Here is a 25,477-nt window from a genome sequence, read left to right on the forward strand (position 1 = left end):
CCCGGGCAGGCCCGGCGTGGGAAGATTGCTGTGTGGCTCATATTGACGTTTCCGGCATCGACTACTTCCTCTCCGACGGCACCCAGCTGCTCAACGGGGTGACCTTCAAGGTCCCGGACGGCACCAAGACCGCACTGATCGGACCGAACGGAACGGGTAAGACGACGCTGTTCCGGATCATTTCCGGCGATCTCGTGCCGGATGAGGGCGTGGTTGGCCGTTCCGGGAACATGGGCATCATGCGCCAGTTCGTGGGCCAGGTGCGGGACGACTCCACGGTCCGTGACTTGCTGGTGTCCGCCGCTCCGCCTGCGCTGGCGGCGGCCGCGCGCGCCGTGGACGAGGCCGAGCTGGCGATGATCGAGCACGACGACGAACCCACCCAGATGCAGTACGCGCAGGCGATCGTGGACTGGGGCGACGCCGGGGGCTACGACGTCGAAACCGTCTGGGACGAGGTCTGCATGGCCGCCCTCGGCCTGCCGTTCGAGCGCGCGCAGCACCGGCCGGCGTCGAGCCTTTCCGGCGGAGAGCAGAAGCGCCTGGTCCTGGAGGCGCTGTTCGCCGGTCCCGACGAATTGCTGCTGCTCGACGAGCCGGACAACTACCTCGACGTACCCGGCAAGCGCTGGCTCGAGGCCAAGCTCAACGACTCCAAGAAGACCGTCTTCTTCATCAGCCACGACCGCGAGCTGCTGAACAACGCCGCAGGCCGCATCGTGACCCTGGAACCGGGCATCAACGGCGCCGGCGCCTGGATCCACGGCGGCGGCTTCGGCTCCTACGTTGACGCCCGCGCGGACCGCAACGCCCGCTTCGAGGAACTCCGCAAGCGCTGGGACGAGGAGCACGTGAAGCTCAAGGAACTCGTCAACATGTACAAGAACAAGGCCGCGTTCCGCTCCGACATGGCCAACCGGTACCACGCCGCGCAGACCCGGCTGGCAAAGTTCCTCGAGGCCGGCCCGCCCGAAGCGCTGCCGATCGAGCAGAATGTGCAGATGCGGCTCAAGGGCGGCCGCACCGCCAAGCGCGCGATCGTGGCCGAGAAGCTGGAGCTCACCGGGCTGATGAAGCCGTTCTCCACCGAGGTCTGGTTCGGTGACCGCGTCGGTGTGCTCGGCTCCAACGGCTCCGGCAAGAGCCACTTCCTGCGCCTGCTCGCGACCGGCGGCACCGACCCGGAGCGCGAGCACCTGCCCGTGTCCGACGTCGAGATCGCGGAGGTTCCGCACGAGGGCACGGTGAAACTCGGCGCGCGGATCCGGCCCGGTTTCTTCGCCCAGACTCATGTCCGCCCCGACCTGCTCGGCAAGACCCTGCTGGAGATCCTGCACCGCGGCGACGAACACCGCTCCGGCCTCGGCCGCGAGGCCGCCGCGGGTGCGCTGGACGGCTACGGCCTGGCAGCCCAGTCGGAGCAGAAATACGAATCGCTCTCCGGCGGCCAGCAGGCCCGGTTCCAGATTCTGCTCCTGCAGCTCTCCGGCGCCACCCTGCTGCTGCTCGACGAGCCCACGGACAACCTTGACCTGCACTCGGCCGAGGCGCTGGAACGGGCCATCGACCACTTCGAGGGCACAGTCCTGGCCGTCACCCACGACCGCTGGTTCGCCCGCACCTTCGACCGTTTCCTGGTCTTCGGCTCGGACGGCAAGGTCTACGAGTCGGCCGAGCCGGTGTGGGACGAGAAGCGCGTCGAACGAGCCCGCTGACGGGAAACCCCTAACAACAGCCGTGATCATTTGATGATCAAATGATCACTGGCTGTTATCATTTAGTCATGAATACGGATGAGCGGCATCGCCACATCGGCGAGCTCCTTCGCCACCGGGAACACGTGAGCGTGGACGAGCTGATGGCCGCCTGCGCTGCCTCCGGCGCGACAATCCGGCGCGATCTGGACGTCCTGGCCGGTCACGGCGTCCTGCGCCGGGTCCACGGCGGAGCAATCAGCCTGCTGCTGCAGGGCGAGAACCCCGGGTACGGGCAGCGCGAGCTGGAGGAGCATGTAGCAAAGGTGCGGATCGCCGCCGCGGTTGCGGCGATGCTCAAGGACCGCGGCCGTGTCTGGCTCGACAGCGGCACCACGGCCACGGAGATCGCCCGACAGCTGCAACAGCGCGACATGACAATCATGCCTATGTCGCTGCGGGCCGTCAGCGAGCTGACCGCAGACCAGTTCCAGTCCGGGCGACGCCCTGAGCTGCTGCTGCCCGGCGGGAGCCTCGCTCCGGGCGAATTGTCCTTCCGCGGACCCATGGCGGAGGCGAATATCCGCTCGCTGCGCTTCGACACAGCCGTGCTCACCCCCTGTGCGCTGGACCTCAGGGACGGACTGCTGGCCCATGATCTCGAGGACGCCGCGGTGAAGCGCGCCGGGCTGGAATCGGCGGCCAGAGTGATCGTGGCCTGCTCCGCATCCAAATGGAACGCCAGCGCCATGGCCCTGGTTGCGCCGCTGGACGCTGTCGACGCCGTCGTCACCGACAAGGCCCTCAGCCCCGACGAACTCACCCTCCTTGCCCAAAACTCAGTGGAAGCAGTGATCGTATGACCCGGACCTCAACCGCCCCGCAACTGAAGGCAGCGGCCGCGGCGACGTTCCTGATCTTCGGGATCAATGGACTCGTGTTCGCCAGCTGGGCCGCCCGCATCCCGGCGGTCACCGAGACCCTGCACCTCAGCTCCGGGCAGATGGGTAGCCTGTTGCTCTGCGTCGCGGTCGGCTCGCTGACCGCCCTGCCGACGGCCGGGTGGGTGGTCGGCAGGCTGGGAACGGGCAACACCGTGCGCGCCGCCGGGTTGCTCGCGGCCGCCGCCGGCGTCGGCATCGCACTCTCCCTCAACGGCGGATCCGTGGCGGGAACCGCCGTCTCGCTCTTCTTCTTCGGCATCGGCATCGGACTCTGGGACGTGTCCCAGAACATTGAGGGTGCCGACGTCGAACACCGGCTGGGCCGGACCATCATGCCCCAGTTCCACGCTGCCTTTAGCGGCGGCGCGTTCGTAGGTGCCTTGGCAGGTGCTGGGCTTTCCCAGCTGGGCGTCGGCCTCCCCGCCCACCTGCTGGTGATCGCCGTGCTGGTGGCCCTGGCGGCGCAACTCGCGCCGCGCTACTTCCTTCCGCACACACCCGCGCCGGCCCCCGCCGCCGGCGACGCCCCTCCGCCGCGCGCCGGCACGGCGTGGCGGGACGGCCGCACCCTGCTGATCGGCGTCGTCGTCCTCGGCGCCACCCTGACCGAAGGCGCGGGCAACGACTGGATCGCCAAGGCGTCCGTCGACGGCCTCGGTGCCGAGCAGTCCACCGGCGCGCTGCTGTTCGCGGTCTTTGTGCTGGCGATGACCGCGATGCGCTTCTTCGGCGGCCGGGCGATTGACGTCTATGGGCGGGTCGCCGTGCTGCGGGCAAGCATGGCTGCCGCCGCAGCCGGGCTGGGATTCTTCGTCTTCGCCGGCAACATCTGGCTCGCGACGGCGGGCGCCGCCCTGTGGGGTGTGGGTGCGGCCCTCGCCTTTCCGATGGGCATGTCCGCCGCGGCCGACGATCCCCGGCACGCTGCCGCCCGGGTGTCCGTGGTGTCCACCCTCGGCTACATCGCGTTCCTTGCCGGACCCCCGCTGCTGGGCTACCTCGGCGACCTGACCGGGATCCGCCCGGCGCTGCTGGCTATCGGGGTGCCGATTCTGGTTGCGTTGCTGCTCGCCGGCGCCGCGCGGCCCGTGCGCGCCAGCTAAGCAGCCGCCTCGCGTCAGCGTTTTCCCGGAGGCAGACGTTCTGGTAGCCGAGCCAAAGCAGCAACACCACGGGCGCGGCCAGGCAGACGGCGCCCACCGTGTCCGTCAGCCAATGCGCCGAGAGGTAGGTCCGGCTGACCATCATGGCCACGGTTCCGGCCGAGGCCAGCAACCAGGTCCAGGCCTTCGGCATCAGGAGCGCCAGCACCAGGACAAAGGCCGTGGTGGTGGCCACGTGCCCGGACGGGAACGAGCCGGTGTCAGTCAGCACCACCGTGTTATGCGGCCGCTCGCGGAGCAGGCCCGCCTTCAGGACCTGGGTGACGATGAGCACGGCTGCACCGGCCGCGGCGCTGAACACGGCCGCGTGGGGTCTCCGGCGGAGCAGGAGCGCGATAACCAGCAACCCGTGTAGCACCAGCACGCCGCGGTAGCCGGCGACGTTGAGGAAAGCGTTCGTGCCGTCCCAGAACGGGCTGTGCAGGGCGGTGATGAAGCCGGCCCAGCCCTGGTCCAGGCCCTGGAAGGGCGGCCGGGCGACGTTGGCGGCCAGTAGGCCCCCCGAGCACCGCGGCGACGGTCAGCATCGCAGTGCTGGCCGCGAGGACACGGCCTGTGGGCAAACGCCGGGGATCCAGCACTCGGGTCATCGCCTCATCCTAACGGCGCCCCGCAGTAAGGTGGGGAAATGCGAAGCCTACTGGGGAAAACGCCGCGCCGGCTTGAGCGGCTGGACCGCAAACTTGTCCGGTCCGTCTCCGGGCTGCCCGGCGGCGGCCACGACGACTTTTTCCGGCGGCTCTCCGCGGCCGCCAACAACGGCAAGCTCTGGTTCGGGATCGCCGGTGCGATGGCCCTGTTCCCCGGTAAAACCCGCCGCGCGGCCCTGCACGGGGTCCTGGCGCAGGGCGTTGCGTCCGCGGTGACCAATCTGGTCTTCAAGACCCTGCTGCCGCGGGCCCGGCCGCTGCCCGAGCATCTGCCGGTTTTCCGCTTCGTTCATCCTCAGCCGACCAGTTCCTCCATGCCCTCGGGCCATTCCGCTTCGGCCGCCGCCTTCGCCCTGGGGGTGGGCCTGGTCCGGCCCGCTCTCGGAGCCGCCGTCGCGCCCCTTGCCGCGGGGGTCGCCTACTCCCGCGTCCACACCGGTGCGCACTGGCCCTCGGATGTCGTCTTCGGCTCCGCGATCGGCGCCGGTGCCGCCCTCGTGACGCGGAAGTGGTGGCCGGTCCGGCCCCCGTTCCCCGCTGTCAGGCGCACTCCCGTCGAGGCCGCCGCGCTGCCCGACGGCGAAGGGCTCGGCATCGCGGTCAACACACTCGGCGGGTCCTACGCCGACGAAACCGCCGACGCCCTGCAAAAAGTATTCCCTAAGGCGTATATAAAGGAGATCGGGCCGGACGAGGACGTTGCAGCCGAAATTGAGGCGGTGGCAACGCATCCCGGCGTCGTGGCGCTGGGCGTCTGGGGCGGGGACGGGACGGTGGGCACCGCCGCCGCGGCCGCCGTCGCGCACTCCCTGCCGCTGCTCGTGCTGCCGGGGGGAACCCTCAACCATTTCGCCCGGGACGCCGGCACCGGCAGCCTGCGGGATGCCGTGGAGGCAGCAGCGAAGGGAGAGGCGGCGCGGGCCGACATTGGGCACGTAGCGGTCGAACGGGGCTTGCCGGACAGCCCGGAGAAGCTGGAGCTCTCCATGCTGAACACCGCCAGCATCGGCCTGTACCCGAACCTGGTGCGCCGCCGGGAGCAGCTCCAGCCCGCGCTGGGAAAGCCACTGGCAGGGGTCGTTGCCATGTTCCGGACCTTCGCCGCGGGTACCCCGAGCACCCTGATCGTGGACGGGGTGCGGCACAAGCTCTGGATCCTCTACGTCGGCCGCGGGCGCTATTACCCCCGTGACCACGCCCCCTTGGTCCGGCCGGTGCTGGACGACGGCGTCCTGGACCTGCGCATGATCACCGCGGACGAATCCTTTGCCCGCCTCCGCCTGCTCTGGTCCGTGCTGACCGGCACTGTGGCGACCTCCCGGATCACGCATTTGCGCGAAGCCAGCCGCATCCGGGTCGAACCGGGTGACACCACAATGGTGCTGGCGGTGGACGGCGAAGTCATGCCCGGCGTCCGTGCCGTCGAGTTCTCGGTCAAGCGTGGCGGGCTGGTGTACTACTCCCCTAAGCAGGAGGGCTGAGCCGGAGTTATCCCTGCGGTTTACCCTGATTGAGCCCTGAAACAACCCTTAAAAGCGGCACATTCGCGCTTCGGCGTCGGTAGCGTGGGGATTACACAACCACACGCGACGCAAAGGAACGCTTCCATGATCGAAGCACGAGGCCTGACCAAGGTATACGGCGACAAAACCGCCGTCGCCGGAGTCAATTTCACCGTGGAGGCGGGCCGGGTTACTGGCTTCCTGGGCCCCAACGGTGCCGGCAAATCCACCACGATGCGCATGATCATGGGACTGGACCGGCCGACGTCGGGATCCGTCACGGTCAACGGGGTGCCCTTTGACCGGCACCATGCCCCGCTGCGGGATGTCGGCGCCCTGCTCGACGCCAAGGCCGTCCACACCGGCCGCTCGGCCTACAACCACCTGTTGGCCATGGCCGCCACGCACAGTATTCCGAAAAAGCGCGTGCACGACGTCATCGAGATGACGGGACTGGCCGAGGTCGCCCGGAAGAAGGTGGGCGGCTTCTCCCTCGGCATGGGCCAGCGCCTCGGGATCGCCGCCGCACTGCTCGGCGACCCGCAGACAATCATCCTGGACGAGCCGGTCAACGGCCTTGACCCGGAAGGGGTGGTCTGGGTCCGCAACCTGGTCAAATACCTGGCCTCCGAGGGCCGGACCGTGTTCCTGTCCAGCCACCTGATGAGCGAAATGGCAGTCACCGCGGACCATTTGATCGTGATCGGACGCGGCCGGATCATCGCCGACGCCCCGATCCAGGAGATCATCACCGGCAAGGGACAGGGGCGCACCCGCGTACGCACCGACCAGCAGGACCAGCTCATGCGCCTGCTGGCCGACGGCGGAGCCACCGTTCAGGTGCAGGACCACGAACTCCTTGAGGTCGCGGGTATGGAACCGCGGCAAATCGCACGCACCGCGCTCGACAACCACATCATGATCTACGAACTCACCCCGCTTCAGGCCAGCCTCGAGGAGGCCTATATGGAACTGACTAAGGATGAGGTCGAGTACCACTCACTGATCACCGCGGGCGCCAGCGCCCCCACCCAGTCCGGAGGCAACTAGGCCATGAGCTCGACCAGTCTTGAACCCAACCCTTCGGGCCGCGGCGCGCACTCCGGCGCTGCGCACAACCAGGCAAACGGCGGGGCGGGCGGGAGCCTCAGCGCCGGTCCAGGCCCCAGCTTCTTGCGGGTCCTCAACTCCGAGGCCATCAAGTTCCGCACCCTGCTGTCCACGTTGATCCTGCTCGCTGCCACGGTCATCGTCATCGTTGGGGTCGGCGCGCTGGCGGCCTGGGGAATAGGCCAGGCGCTGCAGGCTTCCGGATCGGATCCGCAGCGCTCCGCCGCGCTGGCTGCCCAGGGCGACATTGCGGCTTCCGCGCCCAGCGCCGGTATAGCCTTCGCACAGCTGATCCTCGGCTCGCTGGCCGTCCTGCTTATCAGTTCCGAGTTCACCACGGGAATGGCGCGGTCCACCTTCACCGCCGTCCCCAAGCGGATCCCTGCCTTCGTGGCCAAGCTCCTGGTCGTCGTGGTCTCCGCCTTCCTGGTGAGTGCAGTCTCCCTCTACCTCGCCGGGCTGGTGGCGGTGCCTATCCTGGACGAGTACGGCCACACCCTGGACGTCTCCAGCGGTGACTATTACCGGACCCTGCTGATCAACAGCGCCTACGTTGCCGCCGTCGCTGCGATCGGCATGGCCCTCGGAGCCCTGATCAGGAATTCCGCCGGCGGCATCATGGCACTCGTGGGCATCTTCTTCGTATTGCCGATCGCGCTGCAGATCATCCAGGGCGACTTCGTCGCCGAACTGCGCAAATTCATCCCTTCGAACACCCTGGAACCGCTGACCGCCACCAAGCATCTACCGGACACGCTGGAAGCCTGGCAGGCCGCCCTGGTCCTCGGCGCCTGGGTGGTCATTCCGCTGGTGCTCGCCGCCATCCTGCTCAAGAAGCGGGACATCTAGCCGGAGCCTTTGGCCTGAAGCAGTGGTTTCAGGCACATTTCTGAATTGCCTCCCAGGCAACAGCTCTTGCCTGGGAGGCTCTAATGCTGGAGCTCCGTCCCAATTTTGCGTGCGTAATCTGTATGACTGCACAGAACGGAGCCTCTCTGGCGCGGTCTAGGGTGAAACGACATTGTGGTCCGCCGCACATCCCTCCCGGCATCGCCGGCGCGGCGGCACGGACCCACACCACCCAAGAAGGACGGCGCTTCATGCAGGCTGACCAGCAACTCTCCAAATCCCTGAAACCACGGCATCTGTCCATGATCGCCATCGCCGGCGTCATCGGCGCGGGCCTCTTCGTCGGTTCCGGTGCCGCAATCCAGCAGGCCGGCCCGGGCATCCTGGTGGCCTACCTGGCGGCGGGAATCGTGGTCATCCTGGTCATGCGCATGCTGGGCGAGATGGCAGCCGCGAACCCGGAGACCGGATCGTTCTCCACCTACGCCGACAAGGCGCTGGGCCGCTGGGCCGGATTCAGCATCGGCTGGCTCTATGCTTGGTTCTGGATCATCGTGCTCGGCATCGAGGCCACGGCCGGCGCAGCCATCATGCACCGCTGGGTACCCGGCATTGACCAGTGGGTCTGGGCGCTGGCCCTGATGATCCTCCTGACCCTGACCAACCTTGGCTCGGTGAAGTCGTACGGCGAGTTCGAGTTCTGGTTCGCCTCCATCAAGGTCGCCGCAATCGTGCTGTTCCTGCTCTTCGGCGTCGCCGCCATCCTGGGCCTCATCCCCGGCGTTCCCGCCCCGGGACTGGACAACCTGACCGGCAAGGGCGGCTTTATGCCCAACGGTCCCGGCGCGGTACTGGCCGGCATTCTCGTGGTCGTGTTTTCCTTCTTCGGCGCAGAGATCGCCACTATCGCCGCCGGCGAATCCGAGAACCCGGTCGACGCCGTCAAGAAGGCCGTCAAATCCACCGTCTGGCGCATCCTGGTGTTCTACATCGGCTCCATCGCCATCGTGGTGACGCTGCTCCCCTGGAACTCCGCCTCCGTGGCGAAGAGCCCGTATGTCGCCGTGATCGAACTCTTCGGCATCCCCGGCGCCGGAACCATCATGGACGTCGTCGTACTGACCTCGGTGCTGTCCTGCCTCAACTCCGGTCTCTACACCGCCAGCCGCATGCTCTTCTCGCTCTCCCGCCGCGGCGACGCCCCCCGCTCCTGGATGCGGATCTCCAAGCGCGGCGTTCCGGCCGGGGCCGTGCTGGCCTCGACCGTGGTTGGCTTCATCACCGTGGGCCTGAACTACATTGCCCCGGACACCGTGTTCCTGTTCCTGGTCAACACCTCCGGGGCCATCGCCTTGTTCGTCTGGCTGGTCATTTCGGTCTCGCAGTTGATCCTGCGCCGCCGGATGGGCGCAGCCGCCCGGGAACTCGAGCTGAAGATGTGGCTTTTCCCCTACCTGACCTGGCTCGCGATCGTCAGCATCGTCGCGCTGCTGGTGGGCATGGTGGTGCTGGACAGTACCCGCGAATCACTGCTGCTCTCCCTCGCCCTTGCCGCCGTCGTGGTGGGAATCGGACTCTGGCGCTACCGCGGGCACGCTGCCCTCAAGCCCGACGCCGGCACCCCGGCCGCCGATACCGACGCCGGCACCCCGGCCGCCGATACCGACGCCGGCACCCCGGCCGGGGACACGGCTGCTGCGGAGGCCCCGGCCGCCGCTGGCCGGAGCCTGTAGCTTCCGACGAAATCGGGCATGCCCACTCCCGGACACCGGGGGTGGGCATGCTGCTGTCCCGCGTACCTGCGTACCTCCGGCGCTAGACTCGGAGCCATGCCTTCCTCCGCCACAGCCGCAGACCACATCCAGGACCTCGGCGCGTATGTCAGCGCGTCGCCGTCGAGCTTCCACGCCGTCCACGAGGCCGCCCGGCGGCTGGACGAAGCGGGTTTCACCGCCCTCGACGAACTGCAGCAGTGGAACGACGCCGAAACAGGGTCGGCCGGCAAGCACTACGTGATCCGCGACGGCGCCCTGATCGCCTGGGTGACTCCTACCGGCGCCGGGCCCACCACCGGCTTCAACATCCTTGGCGCGCACACGGACTCCCCGTCCTTCAAGCTCAAGCCCAAGCCCACCACCGGCAAGTTCGGCTGGCTGCAGGCCGGCGTCGAGGTCTACGGCGGTCCCCTGCTGAACTCCTGGCTGGACCGCGAACTCCAGCTCGCCGGCCGCCTGGTGATGCTGGACGGCACCCAGCACCTGACCGCCACCGGCCCGCTGCTGCGCTTCCCGCAATTGGCCATCCACCTGGACCGCGCCGTCAACGAGGGCCTGGCCCTGGACAAGCAACAGCACATGAACCCGGTCTTCGGTCTGGGCGACCCGGCCGACGCGGACGTCCTGGGCCTGCTGGCGGCTCGGGTGCCCGGGGCCACGGTGGATCCAGCGCAGATCGGCGGCTACGACGTCGTCGTCGCCGACACGCAGGCACCCGCGGTCTTCGGCGCAAAGGGTGAGTTCTTCGCCTCGGGGCGCCTCGACAACCTTTCCGCCACGCATGCCGGCCTCGCCGCACTGATCGCGCACGCCGACAGTGAGGTGCCGGCGGACGGTCCGATCGCCGTGCTGGCCGCCTTCGACCACGAGGAAATCGGCTCCGCCTCGCGCTCCGGTGCCTGCGGCCCGGTTCTCGAGGACATCCTGGTCCGGATTTCCGACGGGCTGGGCGCGACGGCGAGCCAGCGGCGGCAGGCGTTCGCGGCGTCGTTCTGCGTTTCGGCCGACGCCGGCCACGCTGTGCACCCGAACTACGCCGAACGCCACGACCCGGCCAACCGCCCCGCACTGAACGGCGGTCCGTTGCTTAAGATCAACGCCAACCAGCGCTACGCCACGGATGCGGCCGGCGCGGCACTGTGGGCGAGGCTCTGCACCGACGCCGGGATCCCGTACCAGGAGTTCGTCTCCAACAACGTAATGCCCTGCGGCTCGACGATCGGCCCGCTGACCGCCACCCGGCTGGGGATCCGGACGGTCGACGTCGGCGTGCCGCTGCTCTCGATGCACTCGGCCCGCGAGCTGTGCGGCGTCGAGGACCCGCACCGGCTGGCAACGGTCACGGAGCTGTTCTTCCGGACGGCTGCGTAGCTCCCTCCTAGGAGGCGGCGAGGCCGATCACGAGGTTGATGGTGGCGGCCAGGATGACGGTGCCGAACAGGTAGGACAACAGGCTGTGCTTGAGCGCCTCGGCCCGGATCGCATGGTTTTTCAGGGCGGTGTCCGACACCTGGTAGGTCATGCCCAGGCTGGTGGCAAGGTACGCGAAGTCGGTGTACTGCGGCGGCTCGTCCTGGTTGAAGTCGATGCCGCCCACCGCCGCCCCGGCCCGCGGCTCCGTGCTGTAGTAGAGCCCGGCGTACCGGACCGTAAAGAGCGTCTGCACCAGCATCCAGGACAGTGCCACGGAGGCCAGGGCCAGCAGGCCGCCGCCGAGGCGGGAGCCGCCGCTGTTCGCGTGCGAGTCGAGCACGACGGCGGCCACGGCCGCCAGGCTCGCGACATTGGCGGCGAGGATCATCAGATCCGTCACCCGGCGGGACGGATCTTCGTTGGTGGCGTGGCCCCGGGTCTCGGCGGCGTCCAGCGGGCCGATCACAATCCAGACCCAGAGCACGTAGGTGAGGGCGGCACTGCTCCAGCCGATGGCCGGGGCCTCCACCCAATGGCCGGACAGGCCTGAAGCCACGGCGGCGAGCAGCCCCGCCAGCAGCATCACAGCGAAGCGCAGCCGGCTGCGGTGGACTGGAGAAGTGAGGGGATGCGAGGTGGACCCGGTGCTCATTCCCCGATCATGGCACAAGCGTCCGTGCCGTTATCCACAACGGTGCCGGGAAGCTTTCGCGCGCGGCGCCGCGGAATCTAAGGTGGCGGTGGAGAAAATCGCTGAAACCGGCCCGGATGCACTAAGCTATTGAAGTCTGTGCTGCGTCCTGCCTCCGTTCCGGGGGGCAATGCAAGGCACAAGCACCGCAAATGAACCTCCTGTTACGGAAATGCCGTAACCGCTTAGCCCAAAGGAGGTGGGTTCACATATGCGTCCTTACGAATTGATGGTAATCATCGACCCCGAGGTCGAAGAGCGTACCGTTGAGCCGTCGCTTCAGAAGTTCCTGAACGTCATCACCAACGATGGTGGAACCATCGAAAAGGTTGACATCTGGGGCCGCCGTCGACTGGCTTACGAAATCCAGAAGAAGTCCGAAGGTATCTACGCCGTGGTGAACTTCACCGCTGAGCCGGCTACCGCCAAGGAACTTGACCGCCAGCTGAGTCTCAATGAGACCATCATGCGCACCAAGATCACCCGCCCCGAAGAGCAGAAGGTCGTTGCTGAGTAATTCAGCTCCACCCTTCAATCTTTAACCCCGCAGGAACGAACAAGGAGGCAGTAGATGGCAGGCGAAACCACTATTACGGTCATCGGTAATCTCACCAATGACCCCGAACTGAGGTTCACACCGTCAGGTTCGGCAGTAGCGAACTTCACCATCGCTTCTACGCCCCGCACTTTCGACCGCCAGTCCAATGAGTGGAAGGACGGGGAAACCCTGTTCCTCCGCGCATCGGTATGGCGCGAAGCAGCCGAAAACGTCGCCGAGTCCCTGACCAAGGGCATGCGCGTGATCGTTTCCGGCCGCCTGAAGAGCCGTTCCTACGAAACCAAGGAAGGCGAGAAGCGCACCGTTATCGAGCTTGAGGTCGACGAAATCGGCCCCAGCCTGCGCTACGCCAATGCCAAGGTCAACCGCACCCAGCGCTCCGGCGGACAGGGTGGACAGGGCGGCTTCGGCGGCGGCAACAGCGGCGGTTTCGGGGGCAACTCTGGTGGAAACCAGGGCGGCAACTCCGGCGGAAACTGGGGCGGCAACCAGCCCGCACAGCAGGACGATCCCTGGGCCACGCCCGGGGTCAGCAACGCTGGCGGCGGCTGGGGCAACGGCCCGGATTCCGAACCTCCCTTCTAAACAACATCTAAGGTCCGACGTCGGGACCCGCGAGGCAGCCGCACGGCAGCCCCGCGACGACCGCCGCGGATCACCACCATCCCGTGGATCAATATCCACGGGCTCCATCGAATAGGAGCTCCACGATGGCTAAGGCTGAACTCCGTAAGCCCAAACCAAAGTCCAACCCCTTGAAGGCCGCTGACATCACTGTCATCGACTACAAGGACGTAGCATTGCTGCGCAAGTTCATCTCCGACCGCGGAAAGATCCGCGCCCGTCGCGTCACCGGCGTCACGGTGCAGGAACAGCGCAAGATCGCACAGGCAATCAAGAACGCCCGCGAAGTTGCTCTGCTGCCTTACTCCGGCGCTGGCCGCGGCTAAGGAAGGGATTAACTAACATGGCAAAGCTCATTCTGACCCACGAAGTAACCGGTCTCGGTGCTGCTGGCGACGTTGTCGAGGTCAAGGACGGTTACGCACGTAACTACCTGCTGCCCCGCAACTTCGCCCTGACCTGGTCCAAGGGTGGCGAGAAGCAGGTTGAGTCCATCAAGGCTGCCCGCGCTGCCCGCGAGCACGCTTCCCTGGAAGACGCTCAGAAGCAGGCCGCTGCACTGCAGGCCAAGCCGGTCAAGCTCGTCGTCAAGGCTGGCGAGACCGGACGCCTGTTCGGCACCGTCAAGCAGGCCGACGTGGCCGACGCTGTTGAGGCCGCTGGCCTCGGCCGCATCGACAAGCGCAAGGTGGAACTGCCGGCTCACATCAAGTCGACCGGTTCCTACCAGGCGAACGTCCGTCTGCACGACGACGTTTCCGCTGTGATCGAACTCGACGTAGTTGCAGGCAAGTAGTCCTCGGACTGACTGAACTGCCGGAAGGCCCCCGCCTTCGGATTCCCTTGGGAAGCCGGACGCGGGGGCCTTCTGCGTTAACTCCAAGCCCATAATTCCGGGCCGCAAACTCCGGGCTGGGCGCACCTGGCCCGCGGAGCCGGCACCGGTGATAGCCTGCGGCAGTGACCGAGAACAGTGCACCCCGACTCCGCCCCTTCTCCCAGGTCGACGTCTTCTCCGCCGAACCGTACCGCGGGAACCCGCTGGCGGTCGTCCTCGACGCGGAGGGCCTCGACGCCGACGCCATGCAGAGGTTCGCCAACTGGACCAACCTCTCGGAAACCACATTCCTGCTGCCGCCCACCGATCCCCGGGCCGACTACCGGGTCAGGATCTTCACCGGCAGCGAAGAGTTTCCCTTCGCCGGCCACCCAACCCTCGGCTCGGCCCATGCCTGGCTTGAAGCGGGCGGCGTCCCGCAGCGGGACGGCGAGCTGGTTCAGGAATGCGCTGCCGGGCTGGTCCGGGTGAAGCGCGACGGCGGCCGCTTGGCCTTCGCGGCCCCGCCGCTGACCCGTTCGGGCCCGGTGGCCGAGGCGGACCTCGCCCGCATAGCGGCTGGCCTAAGGATGCCTCGGCAGGAACTCCTGGACGCCTCCTGGCTCGTCAACGGCCCGGAATGGATCGGGGTGTTGCTGGAATCCGCCGAACGGGTGCTCGCCATCAGGCCCGACTACCCGGCAATGGCCGGGCTCAAGGTCGGCGTGATCGGCCCCCACCCCGCTGGATCCGGGCCGGACTTCGAGGTCCGCACCTTTATCCCCGGCGACGCGGCCGCCGAAGACCCCGTCACCGGAAGCTTCAACGCCGGCGCGGCTCAGTGGCTGATCGGTACTGGCCGGGCGCCAGGGTCCTACCTCGCGGCTCAGGGGACGGTGTTGGGTCGTGCCGGCCGGGTCCACATCGAGGCGACCGGTGACGATGTCTGGGTCGGCGGGAACTCCGTGAGCTGTATCGAGGGATTCGTCCTCCTCTGAGTTGCGGGCTGCAGTGTGGGGGGCAACGGCGGAGGGAATAAAGCAGGCAGGTCCCGGCTTCTATAGGTAGATGCAAATGCATATAAATACCGAAACCGTGGACCAGCTACAGGAGCACACCGTGGAAAGCCGCCGCATTACCGTTATCTCCGCCGGACTCGGCGTACCGTCGTCGAGCCGCCTGCTCGCGGACCAACTGGCCGCTTCCGCCGAACGCCAGCTCGCCGCGGCGGGCCATGCCGTGACGGTCGACGTCGTCGAGCTGCGTGACCTGGCCGTTGAGATCGCCCACAACTTTGTAACCGGCTACGCTGCGCCCCGCCTGGCCGAGGTGATCGCCGGCGTGGAAGCCTCTGATGGCATCATCGCGGTCAGCCCCGTCTTCAGCGCGTCGTACAGCGGGCTCTTCAAGTCCTTCATCGACGTGCTGGATCCCAAGTCACTCGAGGGCAAAGCCGTCCTGCTGGGCGCCACCGGGGGCACCGACCGTCATCAAATGGTGCTGGACTACGCAATGCGTCCGCTTTTCAGCTACCTCCGCACCCGGATGGCGGCCACCGGCGTCTTCGCCGGCCCGCAGGACTGGGGAACGGCGGGCGACGGCGCTTCACCGCTCTCCGCGAGGGTTGAGCGGGCGGCGGGGGAGTTCACCGCCCTGCTCGACGGCGCTCAGCCGCGGCCGCAGCAGGCCCCGCTGGAGTCGTTGCCGTTTGAGCAGCTGCTCGCGGGGATCTCCGGCCGCAGCTAGGACCCGCTGCCGCTGGGGCGGCTGACGCGGGCCGGCCCGTGCCTGCCCAGCGCTCCGGCCCGAACTAATTCTGCGCGGGGTTCGTTGTTCGGGACATGAAATGCCCTGTGGATTCCGTAGACCTGGTAATGAGCGAACGAAGCGGCGTGGAGATCGATTACTGCCCGCAATGCCGTGGCGTGTGGCTGGACCGCGGCGAGCTCGACAAGATCATCGACCGTGCGGCGGAGGGCTTCGGCGCCTCCGCCGGCGCCTCCGCCGGGTCCGCTGCCGCAGCGACCCCTGCCCCGGCGCCGACCCCGCCGGGACACATCCCGCCGCCGCTCTACACCCCGCCTCTTCACATCCCGCCTCTTCACGCCCCGAACCCGCGCCGGGACGACCGCAGGCCGGATGAACGCCGCTACGACGATCGCCGCCACGACGAACGCCGGGACCGTCCCCGCTATGACCAGCCCCGCTACGATGACCGCCGCCGGCCCAAGAAGAAGGAAGGCTGGCTGGGCGAGCTGTTCGACTTCTAGTGCCGCCCGGCCGGGACTGCGCCTAATCTTCGAGCAGGGCGATGAACTCCCGGGCCTGCTTGAGCGAGATGTCCGAGTGGCGGGTGAGCGTGGCTGCCGCCGCCTCCGTGTCGCCGCTCTTGGCCAGCGTGCGGATCCGTCCGTAGATCTCGTCGTTCAGCATGTTGCTGCTCACCTCGCGCGTGACATCGCCTTTGCTGGCGATCGCGCGGTACCGGTATGAAAAGCGCTGCGGGGCGTCGTCATCGTCGTCGTGCGCGGGCTGCTCGGGCGCCTGCGGGGGCCGATACGGCTGGGGGTGCGCAGCCAGGGCCCCTACTGCGTCCCGCGACGCGCGAAGTCCCTCGCCGGTGGCTTCCAGGTACAGCTTGATCGCGGCCATCGCCTGCCCCTGGGCGATCAGGGCGTACAGGCGCCGGTGTTGCTCCTGGTCCAGCCGGGCCGCCGCGGCGCGGGCGAGCTCGGTCGAGTTCCGGACGGGCTGAGGGGCCGCGTCCTGCGGCGTGCGCGGCCGGCGTCGCCCGATGGCGCGGGCGGCAAGTGCGACGCCGAGGCCGACGAGCACGAGGATCAGGAGGGGGACTAGCAGGGCTTCCATGGACTACAGCCGATCTACGTAATTCTTAGCGGTCAAAAGATCTGTGTTCGTGGCCTGGCGCAGCAGCTTAATAGCCTGAACCTTGTGGCCGGACCGGGCCAGGGACTGCAGTTGGAGCGTGAACTGGGGGTTCAACTGGCCGCCGGGCAGGACCGCGCCGGGGTAGCCAGGCTGGCTCCGGTCGCTGAAGGCACTGCCGCTGCCCTGCGAGGCCGCGCGGGCGTGCTCGGCCTGCTGGGACTGCTGCTGTTCGTTCTGGCTTGGGCGGGTGGCTGCATCCACCCGGGCGCGGGCCGCCGTGGCTGCCTTGACCTGAGCCTCGTAGTGGGCGCGGGATCGCATGGCCAGTTCCAGTTGGTAGCGCTCCGCATCGGAGATGCCGAAATTGCGCGGTTTCAGTGCCGCTGAGACCGCCCACAGCACGCCAGCGAGGATGAGGGCAGGCAGTATGACTATCAAGACATCGCCCATGGCCACAGCTTATGCCAGATAACAGTTATCCACAGCATATTCTGGGTCCCGCATACAAGCCGCGACGAAGTCCGTCAATTCGCCCCTCTCCGAGTGGCGAGCATCACATAATTCGCATATTTGAGCCGTTCTGTGGCCCTCAAACTCCGCACTATCCCCAGCCGCGGGCTGCAAGCTGTGGATGAACCTTGTGAAGAATTCTTTTTCATCCACAGGAAAATTCCTACGTTTCCGCACGTCAGAGGCCTATCTGGGATGAAAAATTTGTTCTATCCACAGGGGTTCCCACAGGCTGTGCACAAGCTGGGGGGATTAGTCCACAAGTTATCCACAGGAAGGCCGGTAGGGCGGGTTGGTGCGGGCCGAATCGGGGGATAACGTAGCGGGAGACCTCGTTGGCGGCACCGGTATCTGGACGCCGCCGCAGCGTGCAGGCCACCCCGGCGCCGGGGCGTCACCACCTCCGGGTGCGGGACAAAATGTCGGTCGCTGGCGCTAGAACTGATGCAAGGGAGGCCAGCCGGACCACCCGGGCGGCCCCGCCCCGGAACGGCGCCCATAGTGCGCGGCAGCCCCCGGGCAAGGCAGCAACACGGCAGGGCACTAACGCAGCACGGCAACAACACGGCACGGCAGTACAACTCAGCACGGCAGTACAACACATGGCCTCAGGGCCGCCGGTGGAAAATTTTCCGCCGGCACACAATGAAGGACGGCAGTTTTGTCAGTTACGCATCTGGACTCGGTCGAGGGCACTCGGGGAGCCGAAGGCAGCCGCAAGCCGCCGCAGGACATCCCGGCGGAGCAGTCCGTGCTGGGCGGCATGATGCTCTCCAAGGATGCGATTGCGGACGTCGTCGAGATCCTCCGCGGCCAGGACTTCTACCGCCCGGCGCACGAGACCATCTATGAAGCCATCATCGACCTGTATGGCCGCGGTGAACCCGCCGATGCCGTCACCGTCTCGGATGAGCTGACCAAGCGCGGCGAAATCAACCGGATCGGCGGCCCGGCCTACCTCCACGAGCTGATTCAGACCGTACCCACCGCCGCAAACGCCGGCTACTATGCCGAAATCGTGGCAGAACGGGCCGTCCTGCGCCGGTTGGTCAACGCCGGCACCAAGATCGTCCAGCTCGGCTACGGGCAGGACGGCGAGGTGGAGGACCTGGTCAACCAGGCCCAGGCCGAGGTTTACGCCGTGGCCGAACGACGCACCGCCGAGGACTACGTCGTCCTCAAGGACGTCATGGAATCGACCGTGGACGAAATCGAAGCGTCCGGACACCGCGGCGAAGGCATGGTGGGTGTCCCCACCGGGTTCTACGAGCTCGACGAGCTGACCCATGGCCTGCACCCCGGGCAGATGATCGTCATCGCCGCGCGCCCCGCCGTCGGTAAGTCCACCTTTGCCCTCGACTTCGCCCGTTCCGCGGCGATCAAGAACAACCTTGCCACCGTCATGTTCTCCCTCGAAATGGGCCGGAACGAGATCGCGATGCGCCTGCTGTCCGCGGAGGCCACGATCGGCCTGCAGGACCTCCGCAAGGGCACCATCAAGGACGAGCAGTGGTCCAAGATCGCCACCACCATGGGCCGGATGAACGACGCCCCGCTGTTCATCGACGACAGCCCCAACATGTCGCTGATGGAAATCCGCGCCAAGTGCCGCCGGCTGAAGCAGCAGCACGACCTCAAGCTGGTCATCCTCGACTACCTGCAGCTCATGAGCTCGGGTAAGAAGGTTGAATCGCGCCAGCAGGAAGTTTCGGAATTCTCCCGCGCCCTGAAGCTGCTGGCCAAGGAACTCCAGGTTCCGGTGATCGCCTTGTCGCAGCTGAACCGTGGCTCCGAGCAGCGCCAGGACAAGCGCCCCATGGTCTCCGACCTCCGTGAGTCGGGTTCCATCGAGCAGGACGCCGACATGGTCATCCTGCTGCACCGCGAGGACGTCTACGACAAGGAATCCCCGCGCGCCGGCGAGGCGGACATCCTCATCGCCAAGCACCGTAACGGCCCCACCAAGGACATCGTGGTTGCGTTCCAGGGACACTACTCCCGCTTCGCCAATATGGCGGGGGACGCAGCCGGCGGAGGCGGCTTCTAAAGGAGCGGGCTACTGGAGCAGGTGGTTGGGCAGCCGGTTTCCCGGCGCCTTGCCCCGGATCTCGAGCAGCTCGCGCGCGTGGGCGTGCAGCCGTTTGTCCTCCTCGGAGACCGGCACCCATTGCGGGATCGGAACTGAGGTGCCGCTCTCATCGCGGGCCACCATCACGGTCAGGCAGTACGTGGTGAGGTTGAGCTCGTGCCCCTTGGGATCCCCGGAACGGACGTGGACGGCGATGTGCATGCCCTTCGTCCCCGTGTAGACCAGCCGGGCCTCCACCTCCACCAGGTGGCCGATCAGCAGCGGCCGGTAGAACCGGACGCCGCCGGAAAAAACCGCCACGGTGTCCATGCCGCAGTAGCGCGAGGCGCAGACGTAGGCAGCCTCGTCGATCCACTTCATGACGATTCCGCCATGAACCTTGCCACCCCAGTTCACATCCGTGGGGGCGGCCATGAACCGCAACGTCACGCGCTCGGCGGTGCCGGCGTCGGTGTACTCCTGCCCGCTCATGGCCTCGACAATGTCCTCGCGGACCTTGATCCTCGCCAGTGCGTGCTCCCGCTCTTCGACTTCCGCCGGAGTCCGCGGTTCAAACTGCGGCACGGGAATCGGCTTGCCGTCCTCGCCCACTGCCACGAAGATCACCAGGCACTGGCTGCGCATCGTGGCCGGTCCGCCCTTGGGATCGCCGGAGGAGACCACGGTGCGGATGTGCATCGAGGACCGGCCGGTGTAGACGATGGTGGCGGTTACTTCGACCATGTCGCCGCTGTTGACCGGATCCGCGAAGTGGATGTTCCCCACGTAGGCGGTCACGCAATAGGACTTGGCCCAGCCGACGGCGGCCGCGTAGGCCGCCTTGTCCACCCATTCCAGGACTGTCCCGGCGTCCACCGAGCCGCTGTGGCCCACGTCCGTGGGCGCGGCCAGAAAGCGCAGGGTGACGGCGTTGGCGGAAGTCTCACTCATGGAAGCGAGTGTACTGAGGGAGCGGCGAACGGGCGCGGGGTGATGACACAAAGCCGGCGCCGGCCGCCACACACGGCGCCACCCGCACCCGCCCCGCTGCCGGAGACGACGGCGGGCGGCCACCCGAAGGTGACCGCCCGCCGTCGAACGCTTTGGAGTAGCGGTTCCTAGGCCAAGGCGCTGAGCTTGGAGCCGGAGCGGCCGAAGAGGGCTCCGTCCACTGAGACCTTGCCTGCGCCGACCAGCGCCACGGCCAGCGCCGCGGCGGCGAGGATGAGCACCAGTTCGTAGCCTCCCGAGGCAACGAATATTCCCGCCGGGGCATGAACGAGGAAGAACGCGCCCAGCATGTCCACCGCCAGCAGCAGCGCGAACACGCGGGTGAGCACGCCCAGGATCAGCGCGATCCCGCCGGCCAGTTCCAGCGAGGCAACAACCGGCGCCACGATGTTGGCAGCCGGGACGCCCATCTGGGCAAAGGCGGCCTGGGTTCCGGGGATGGTGAACTCGCTGAATTTCTGCCAGCCATGTGCGGCGAAAAGGAAGCCGGTGACGAGGCGCAGGATCGTGCGGGCCGTGGTGGTGAGCGTGGGCTGGTTCATGGGCATACCGTTCTGACGTCGGGCAAGCGGGGCTGGGGGCAATGGGAGGGGTCAGCCGCTTTAGTTGAAGATTCAACTTAAACTCTGGCCACCTTTAGTTGAAAAGTCAACTAATGCGTAGTCGTGCGACGCCGCTAGGGTGGATCCGTGCCGACACCCGCCCTGACTCCCGCAACCCTCACGCCGCCAGCAGTCCGACGGCGTGAAATCCTGCGCCTGGCCGTTCCCGCCTTCGGGGCGCTGATCGCCGAGCCGCTCTTCCTGCTCGCGGACTCGGCGATTGTTGGCCACCTGGGCGTGGCCGAACTTGCCGGTGTGGGGCTGGCATCGGCGGTGCTGCATACCGCGGTGGGCCTGATGGTGTTCCTCGCCTACTCCACCACCCCCGCGGTGGCGCGCGCGATCGGCAACGGCCAGCTGCCAAAGGCGCTTGCGGCCGGCCGCGATGGCGTCTGGCTGGCCCTGGTGCTGGGCGTGGTCCTGGCCGCGGCGGGGTTCGTCGCAGCTGAACCGCTCCTGGAGCTGATGGGCGCGCGCGGTGAGGTCCGGTCCTTTGCGGTGGACTACCTGCGGTGGTCCATGCCGGGCCTGGTGGCCATGCTGCTCATCTTCGCCGGCACCGGAGTGCTTCGCGGGCTGCAGGACACCCGGACCCCGCTGGCCGTGGCCGCAGCCGGCTTCACCGCCAACATTGTGCTGAACCTGTTCCTGGTCTACGGCCTGCGGCTCTCAGTCACCGGCTCGGCCCTGGGCACCAGCATCGCGCAGTGGGCCATGGCCCTGGTCTACGTCGTCATGGTGCAGCGCAATGCCCGCAACCACGGCGTGTCCCTGCTCCCGGACTGGCGGGGCATCCGGGCCCTGGCCAAGGTGGGCTCCTGGCTGATGTTGCGGACCCTCAGCTTGCGAATCGCGATCCTCGCCACGGTGTTGGTCGCCACTGCACAGGGGCCGGTGAACCTGGCCGCCCACCAGCTCGCGATGACCGTCTTCACCTTCCTGGCCTTCGCCCTCGACGCCTTGGCAATCGCCGCCCAGGCCCTCATCGGCAAGGAACTCGGCGCCTCGCACCCGGCGGCGGCGAGGCAGCTCACCGGCACCATGACCCGCTGGGGACTCGGCTTCGGGGTACTGACCGGGCTGCTCCTGGCCGCGGCCGCGCCGTGGGCGGGGCAGCTGTTTACCGCCGATGCCGGGGTCCAGTCCGCGCTCACGCTCGCCCTTTGGGTGCTTGCCGCCGGGCAGCCGATCGCGGGCTTCGTCTTCGTCCTCGACGGCGTGCTGATCGGCGCCGGGGACGCGAGGTACCTGGCGATTGCCGGCGTCGTGAATCTTGCCGTCTACCTGCCGCTGCTGCTGGCGGTCGGGCTCTCCGGGGCCCGCGGCGGTGCGGCGCTGCTCTGGCTGTGGGCCGCCTTCTCGCTGGGCTACATGCTGGCCCGCGCCGTCACGCTCGGCCTGCGGGCACGCACGGACCGGTGGATGTTGCTCGGCGCCCACTGAGCCACCCACTAAACTGGGCGGGTGACTCTCCCCGCAAACTCCCACGCTTCGACTGCCCTGCCCGCCGCCCCGGACGTGTGGAAGCCCGTGCTGCTCCGGGCCGCCGTCGCGCTGGTCTTCGGCGCCGTGACCGTCTTCTGGGCCGCGCCATCCGTTGCCGGCATGGGCTGGACGGGCGGCCTTTACCTGCTGGCCACCGGGTTGGTGCTGCTCTGGAGTGTCAAGAAGACCGGGTTGGCGCACGGGGGCCGGACTGCCAAGGTCCTGGCCGCCGCCGGGGCGGTCCTGACCGGAACCGGCGCAGCGGTGGCGCTGCTCGCCGGCAATCTGGTGTTCGGCGTCATCGGCGCCCTGGGTCTGGGCCTTGCGGGCGCCGCCGAGTTCTACCTGGGCCTGGCCGCCCGGCGCCGCTCGGTCCTGGCGCGGGACTGGATCGCCTCCGGCGTCATCGGCCTGGGAACCGCGGCTGCCCTGCCGTTCTTCATTGATCTCGGCCCGCATGCGCTGCTGGGTGTGGCCGGCGGCGGCGCGATCATTTGCGGGGTGCTGTGGACCCTGGCCGGCCTGACCCTGCGGCACGATGCGCGGGGCGCAGCCGCCGAGGCCGTAAACTAGTAGGAACAGGTTCTACCCTGCGTAGAACAACCGCGGTATCAGAACTGCCACGCCAATCCGGCGCTGGCGGCAGGAGGAAAGCACCTTGGCAGAGCAGAAATCAGGAGAACGCCGCAGCCTGCGGACCTCGGTCAAGGGGCCGCTCATGTTCTCCGCCTTCTGGGCAGTGCTGGCCTTCTTCGCCGTCCTGATCTTCGCCTCCGGGGGCAGCGCAAAGTCGCCCCGCTTCGACCTGGCCTTCACCGGCGCCGGCATCGCGTTCATTGTGACCCTCGTGATCGCAGCCATGCTCTCCATGAGCTACAAGGACAATGCCGAACACCTGGGCAAGGGCTCCGGCGTCAACCTCAGCTCCAAGCGGCCGGCTGCCTCCTTTGACAGCCCTGCCGCTGACCCGGCCCGCGACGCCGAGACCCGCGAGCCCGGCAGCGAGCTCCGCTAGCCCCCACCTGCAGGGCGACCGCCCCGCGCCAGCACGCAACGGCTAGGACGCCGCTTTCCGCGCCCGGTAGGCCGCGACGTGCGCGCGGTTGGCGCAGTTTCCGGTGTCGCAGTAGCGCTTCGATCGGTTCCGGCTCAGGTCCAGCACGACGGCGTCGCAGTCGTCGGCCGCGCAGACCAGCATCCGGTCCATTTCCTTGCTGCGGATCACGTCCACCAGCGCCATCGCGGCCTCGGTGCTCATCCTGTCGGCCAGCGGCGCCTCGGGAGTGGTTGCGTGCAGGTGCCAGTCCCAGCCGTCATGCTTCTTCAGCTGCGGCAGTGCCCGCGCCTCGGCCAACAGGCGGTTGACGGCCTCCACGGCGGTGTCCTCATCCGCCAGCCATAGCCGGGCGAGCTCGGCACGCAGCCGGTGCACGCTGGCCAGTTCCGCGGCGTCATGGGTCCGGGATCCACTGAAGCCCTCGGCCGCGAGGAATTGGTCCAGGTCCGCGACGGTGGTGAGCTTCTCCTCCCCGTTGGCTGCGGTGTTGATCAGGGCAGCCACGGACCGCAGCGCGATCTCCGTGTCAGGGGCAAAAACCATCTTGACTCCTTACGTCACCTGAGCGTACTGTCATGACCATAACCCAACTTTACTCCTGACAGGAGGCCGCCCGTGTCTGCCGCACGCCGCCCCGCCGCCGCTCCGGCCAAGAAGCGCCCCCAGATCCCCGGTGCCGGAAACGCAACTCCGGACGCTCCGGGCTTCTTGGCGTCCGGCCTGGGGGTTGCCCTGTTCTCGTCGGCGGTGTTCGGAATTTCCGGCTCCTTCGCCAAGGCGCTGCTGGAGACCGGGTGGACCCCGGGTGCCGCGGTCACCGCCCGGCTCACCGGAGCCGCGCTGGTGCTGGCCGTCCCTGCTGCGGTCGCCCTTCGCGGCCGCTGGCACCAGCTGCGCGACAACTGGCTCACCGTCCTGCTGTTCGGGTTGATCGGCGTCGCCGCGTGCCAGCTCTTCTATTTCAACGCTGTCGCCCGGCTTTCTGTCGGTGTGGCGCTGCTGCTCGAATACCTGGCCCCGGTGATCATCGTGCTGTGGCTTTGGGTGGCCAGCCGGAGACGGCCGCGGCCCCTCACCATTGCAGGCACCCTGCTTTCCCTCGCGGGCCTGGTCCTGGTGCTGGACCTCACCGGCGCCGTAAAGATCGACCTGGTCGGCGTGCTGTGGGGCATCGCGGCGGCCGTCTGCCTGGCCATCTACTTCTTCATCACCGCCAAGGAGAACGACACGTTGCCGCCGATCGTGCTGGCTTCCGGCGGCCTCATGGTGGGGGCGCTCGTTATGTGGCTGGCCGCGGCCACGGGCCTGCTGCCGATGGCCGCCAGCACGGCCGACACCCGGCTCGGCCCGTGGGTCACGCCGTGGTGGGTCGCGCTGGGCGGGCTGGTCATCCTTGCCACCGTGCTCGCCTACGTATCCGGCGTCGTCGCGGCGCGGGCGCTGGGCTCCAAGGTGGCCTCATTCGTCTCGCTCACCGAGGTCCTGTTCGCCGTCATCTGGGCGTGGCTGCTCCTGGGCGAGCTGCCCGGGCCCATCCAGCTCCTGGGCGGGCTGCTGATCGTCGGCGGGGTGGTCCTGGTCCGGCTGGACGAATTGCGCACCCGGGCCCCGCTGCCCGCCGAGCTCGACCACGCGAACGACGTCGAGACCGTCCCCTAATAAGGGGATGCCGGCCCGCTTGGACAGCCGGCACAAACGATCAGCCCGGACGCGAGTGCGTCCGGGCTGATCGGGAAACTGCTCCGTCGAGTGGCAGGCCTAGCGCGAGGAGGCGCTTTCCTGCTCGGTGGCGTTGCGGTTGGCCTGCTGGCTGGCCTGCTGCAGCGCCTGGGAGACCCGGGTGAGGGCGGCAACGTGCTCGCCGTTCCACTCGTTGCGGAACTTGTCCGCGTCCGGCCCCAGCCACTGGGTGCCGGCCAGCACCTTGGTCAGCAGCGTCCTCTGGTTGTCGATCTCCTGCGAACCGGCCTGCAGCTTCGTCCCAAGAGTCTTGAGCTGAGTAACATCTGCACCCCAAATAGCCATTTGAAAAAACTCCTTAGTTCACCGGACCCGAATACTCTC

The 25,477-nt window shown here is 67.6% G+C and carries 28 protein-coding genes; 20 read left to right on the top strand and 8 right to left on the bottom strand.

Annotated elements, in window-relative coordinates; genetic code table 11:
- Window positions 1–32 precede the first annotated feature (32 nt).
- The 3 genes from AC1DNC_RS04990 to AC1DNC_RS05000 all read left to right on the top strand — a co-directional run bounded on the left by AC1DNC_RS04990 (window position 33) and on the right by AC1DNC_RS05000 (window position 3,741).
- Window positions 33–1,715 (top strand): ABC-F family ATP-binding cassette domain-containing protein, encoded by a 1,683-nt coding sequence (locus AC1DNC_RS04990; protein WP_476861441.1) that lies wholly within the window; start codon window positions 33–35, stop codon window positions 1,713–1,715.
- Between the two features lie 68 nt (window positions 1,716–1,783).
- Complete coding sequence (locus AC1DNC_RS04995) at window positions 1,784–2,557, top strand: DeoR/GlpR family DNA-binding transcription regulator (RefSeq protein WP_476861442.1); 774 nt, start codon at window positions 1,784–1,786, stop codon at window positions 2,555–2,557.
- On the top strand, window positions 2,554–3,741 hold the full coding sequence (locus AC1DNC_RS05000) for an MFS transporter (RefSeq protein ID WP_476861443.1): 1,188 nt from the start codon (window positions 2,554–2,556) through the stop codon (window positions 3,739–3,741). Before AC1DNC_RS04995 ends, AC1DNC_RS05000 begins: the two co-directional genes overlap by 4 nt.
- Here the strand turns inward: AC1DNC_RS05000 and AC1DNC_RS05005 are convergent.
- Window positions 3,674–4,165 carry a phosphatase PAP2 family protein gene (locus AC1DNC_RS05005; RefSeq protein ID WP_476861444.1) on the bottom strand — a complete coding sequence of 164 codons (492 nt, stop codon included), beginning with the start codon at window positions 4,163–4,165 and terminating at the stop codon, window positions 3,674–3,676. The genes AC1DNC_RS05000 and AC1DNC_RS05005 overlap by 68 nt on opposite strands.
- Window positions 4,166–4,429: 264 nt before the next feature.
- On the opposite strand from AC1DNC_RS05005, the gene AC1DNC_RS05010 reads away from it, so the two are divergent.
- The 5 genes from AC1DNC_RS05010 (at window position 4,430) to AC1DNC_RS05030 (ending at window position 11,058) form a co-directional block, all read left to right on the top strand.
- Entirely contained in the window at window positions 4,430–5,932 is a 1,503-nt protein-coding gene (locus tag AC1DNC_RS05010) for a phosphatase PAP2 family protein (protein ID WP_476861445.1), read from the top strand.
- Between the two features lie 126 nt (window positions 5,933–6,058).
- The gene (locus AC1DNC_RS05015) at window positions 6,059–7,003 is read left to right on the top strand and encodes an ABC transporter ATP-binding protein (RefSeq protein ID WP_476861446.1); all 945 of its coding nucleotides are present in this window, start codon (window positions 6,059–6,061) and stop codon (window positions 7,001–7,003) included.
- 3 nt (window positions 7,004–7,006) lie between these two features.
- Complete coding sequence (locus AC1DNC_RS05020) at window positions 7,007–7,912, top strand: ABC-2 transporter permease (protein WP_476861447.1); 906 nt, start codon at window positions 7,007–7,009, stop codon at window positions 7,910–7,912.
- A gap of 251 nt (window positions 7,913–8,163) precedes the next feature.
- Window positions 8,164–9,645 (top strand): amino acid permease, encoded by a 1,482-nt coding sequence (locus AC1DNC_RS05025; protein ID WP_476861448.1) that lies wholly within the window; start codon window positions 8,164–8,166, stop codon window positions 9,643–9,645.
- 96 nt (window positions 9,646–9,741) lie between these two features.
- Window positions 9,742–11,058: a M18 family aminopeptidase gene (locus AC1DNC_RS05030; protein WP_476861449.1), complete on the top strand. Its 1,317-nt coding sequence runs from the start codon at window positions 9,742–9,744 to the stop codon at window positions 11,056–11,058.
- Between the two features lie 7 nt (window positions 11,059–11,065).
- Here the strand turns inward: AC1DNC_RS05030 and AC1DNC_RS05035 are convergent, their stop codons facing one another.
- Window positions 11,066–11,752, bottom strand: a complete 687-nt coding sequence (locus tag AC1DNC_RS05035; RefSeq protein ID WP_476861450.1) for a DUF1345 domain-containing protein — start codon at window positions 11,750–11,752, stop codon at window positions 11,066–11,068.
- A gap of 250 nt (window positions 11,753–12,002) precedes the next feature.
- Here AC1DNC_RS05035 and rpsF point away from each other — a divergent pair, with 250 nt between their 5' ends.
- The 7 genes from rpsF to AC1DNC_RS05070 all read left to right on the top strand — a co-directional run bounded on the left by rpsF (window position 12,003) and on the right by AC1DNC_RS05070 (window position 16,061).
- A complete protein-coding gene (rpsF, locus tag AC1DNC_RS05040) occupies window positions 12,003–12,308 on the top strand; it encodes a 30S ribosomal protein S6 (protein ID WP_056736825.1) in 306 nt (101 codons plus the stop codon).
- A 54-nt stretch (window positions 12,309–12,362) separates the two neighbouring features.
- On the top strand, window positions 12,363–12,935 hold the full coding sequence (locus AC1DNC_RS05045; protein WP_476861451.1) for a single-stranded DNA-binding protein: 573 nt from the start codon (window positions 12,363–12,365) through the stop codon (window positions 12,933–12,935).
- A gap of 125 nt (window positions 12,936–13,060) precedes the next feature.
- Window positions 13,061–13,300, top strand: coding sequence for a 30S ribosomal protein S18 (gene rpsR, locus AC1DNC_RS05050; RefSeq protein ID WP_003800144.1), 240 nt, complete (start codon window positions 13,061–13,063; stop codon window positions 13,298–13,300).
- A 17-nt stretch (window positions 13,301–13,317) separates the two neighbouring features.
- Window positions 13,318–13,770: a 50S ribosomal protein L9 gene (rplI, locus tag AC1DNC_RS05055; RefSeq protein ID WP_175323062.1), complete on the top strand. Its 453-nt coding sequence runs from the start codon at window positions 13,318–13,320 to the stop codon at window positions 13,768–13,770.
- Between the two features lie 164 nt (window positions 13,771–13,934).
- Window positions 13,935–14,789, top strand: coding sequence for a PhzF family phenazine biosynthesis protein (locus AC1DNC_RS05060; protein WP_476861452.1), 855 nt, complete (start codon window positions 13,935–13,937; stop codon window positions 14,787–14,789).
- A 121-nt stretch (window positions 14,790–14,910) separates the two neighbouring features.
- On the top strand, window positions 14,911–15,537 hold the full coding sequence (locus tag AC1DNC_RS05065) for an FMN reductase (RefSeq protein ID WP_476861594.1): 627 nt from the start codon (window positions 14,911–14,913) through the stop codon (window positions 15,535–15,537).
- A 95-nt stretch (window positions 15,538–15,632) separates the two neighbouring features.
- Entirely contained in the window at window positions 15,633–16,061 is a 429-nt protein-coding gene (locus tag AC1DNC_RS05070; protein ID WP_476861453.1) for a TFIIB-type zinc ribbon-containing protein, read from the top strand.
- Between the two features lie 22 nt (window positions 16,062–16,083).
- Here AC1DNC_RS05070 and AC1DNC_RS05075 read toward each other — a convergent pair whose 3' ends face one another.
- Window positions 16,084–16,659 carry a hypothetical protein gene (locus AC1DNC_RS05075; protein WP_476861454.1) on the bottom strand — a complete coding sequence of 192 codons (576 nt, stop codon included), beginning with the start codon at window positions 16,657–16,659 and terminating at the stop codon, window positions 16,084–16,086.
- A 3-nt stretch (window positions 16,660–16,662) separates the two neighbouring features.
- A complete protein-coding gene (locus AC1DNC_RS05080) occupies window positions 16,663–17,130 on the bottom strand; it encodes a hypothetical protein (RefSeq protein WP_476861455.1) in 468 nt (155 codons plus the stop codon).
- A gap of 721 nt (window positions 17,131–17,851) precedes the next feature.
- On the opposite strand from AC1DNC_RS05080, the gene dnaB reads away from it, so the two are divergent.
- Window positions 17,852–19,237: a replicative DNA helicase gene (gene dnaB / locus AC1DNC_RS05085; RefSeq protein ID WP_476861456.1), complete on the top strand. Its 1,386-nt coding sequence runs from the start codon at window positions 17,852–17,854 to the stop codon at window positions 19,235–19,237.
- 9 nt (window positions 19,238–19,246) lie between these two features.
- Here the strand turns inward: dnaB and AC1DNC_RS05090 are convergent, their stop codons facing one another.
- Both AC1DNC_RS05090 and AC1DNC_RS05095 read right to left on the bottom strand, forming a co-directional pair.
- Window positions 19,247–20,209 (bottom strand): acyl-CoA thioesterase, encoded by a 963-nt coding sequence (locus AC1DNC_RS05090; RefSeq protein ID WP_476861457.1) that lies wholly within the window; start codon window positions 20,207–20,209, stop codon window positions 19,247–19,249.
- Between the two features lie 167 nt (window positions 20,210–20,376).
- Complete coding sequence (locus tag AC1DNC_RS05095) at window positions 20,377–20,811, bottom strand: DoxX family protein (RefSeq protein WP_476861458.1); 435 nt, start codon at window positions 20,809–20,811, stop codon at window positions 20,377–20,379.
- Between the two features lie 147 nt (window positions 20,812–20,958).
- Here AC1DNC_RS05095 and AC1DNC_RS05100 point away from each other — a divergent pair, with 147 nt between their 5' ends.
- From AC1DNC_RS05100 to AC1DNC_RS05110, 3 genes are all read left to right on the top strand, one after another.
- Complete coding sequence (locus tag AC1DNC_RS05100; RefSeq protein ID WP_476861459.1) at window positions 20,959–22,314, top strand: MATE family efflux transporter; 1,356 nt, start codon at window positions 20,959–20,961, stop codon at window positions 22,312–22,314.
- A 21-nt stretch (window positions 22,315–22,335) separates the two neighbouring features.
- Window positions 22,336–22,929 (top strand): hypothetical protein, encoded by a 594-nt coding sequence (locus AC1DNC_RS05105; protein WP_476861460.1) that lies wholly within the window; start codon window positions 22,336–22,338, stop codon window positions 22,927–22,929.
- 85 nt (window positions 22,930–23,014) lie between these two features.
- Entirely contained in the window at window positions 23,015–23,371 is a 357-nt protein-coding gene (locus AC1DNC_RS05110) for a hypothetical protein (RefSeq protein WP_476861461.1), read from the top strand.
- A 42-nt stretch (window positions 23,372–23,413) separates the two neighbouring features.
- On the opposite strand, the gene AC1DNC_RS05115 is transcribed toward AC1DNC_RS05110, so the two are convergent.
- Window positions 23,414–23,956: a CGNR zinc finger domain-containing protein gene (locus AC1DNC_RS05115; protein WP_476861462.1), complete on the bottom strand. Its 543-nt coding sequence runs from the start codon at window positions 23,954–23,956 to the stop codon at window positions 23,414–23,416.
- A gap of 123 nt (window positions 23,957–24,079) precedes the next feature.
- Between AC1DNC_RS05115 and AC1DNC_RS05120 the strand changes: the two genes are divergently transcribed.
- Window positions 24,080–25,072 (top strand): EamA family transporter, encoded by a 993-nt coding sequence (locus AC1DNC_RS05120; RefSeq protein WP_476861595.1) that lies wholly within the window; start codon window positions 24,080–24,082, stop codon window positions 25,070–25,072.
- Window positions 25,073–25,171: 99 nt separating this feature from the next.
- Here AC1DNC_RS05120 and AC1DNC_RS05125 read toward each other — a convergent pair whose 3' ends face one another.
- On the bottom strand, window positions 25,172–25,438 hold the full coding sequence (locus AC1DNC_RS05125; RefSeq protein WP_476861463.1) for a hypothetical protein: 267 nt from the start codon (window positions 25,436–25,438) through the stop codon (window positions 25,172–25,174).
- Window positions 25,439–25,477 lie beyond the last annotated feature (39 nt).

It is taken from the genome of Arthrobacter sp. 01N442, from assembly GCF_056399345.1.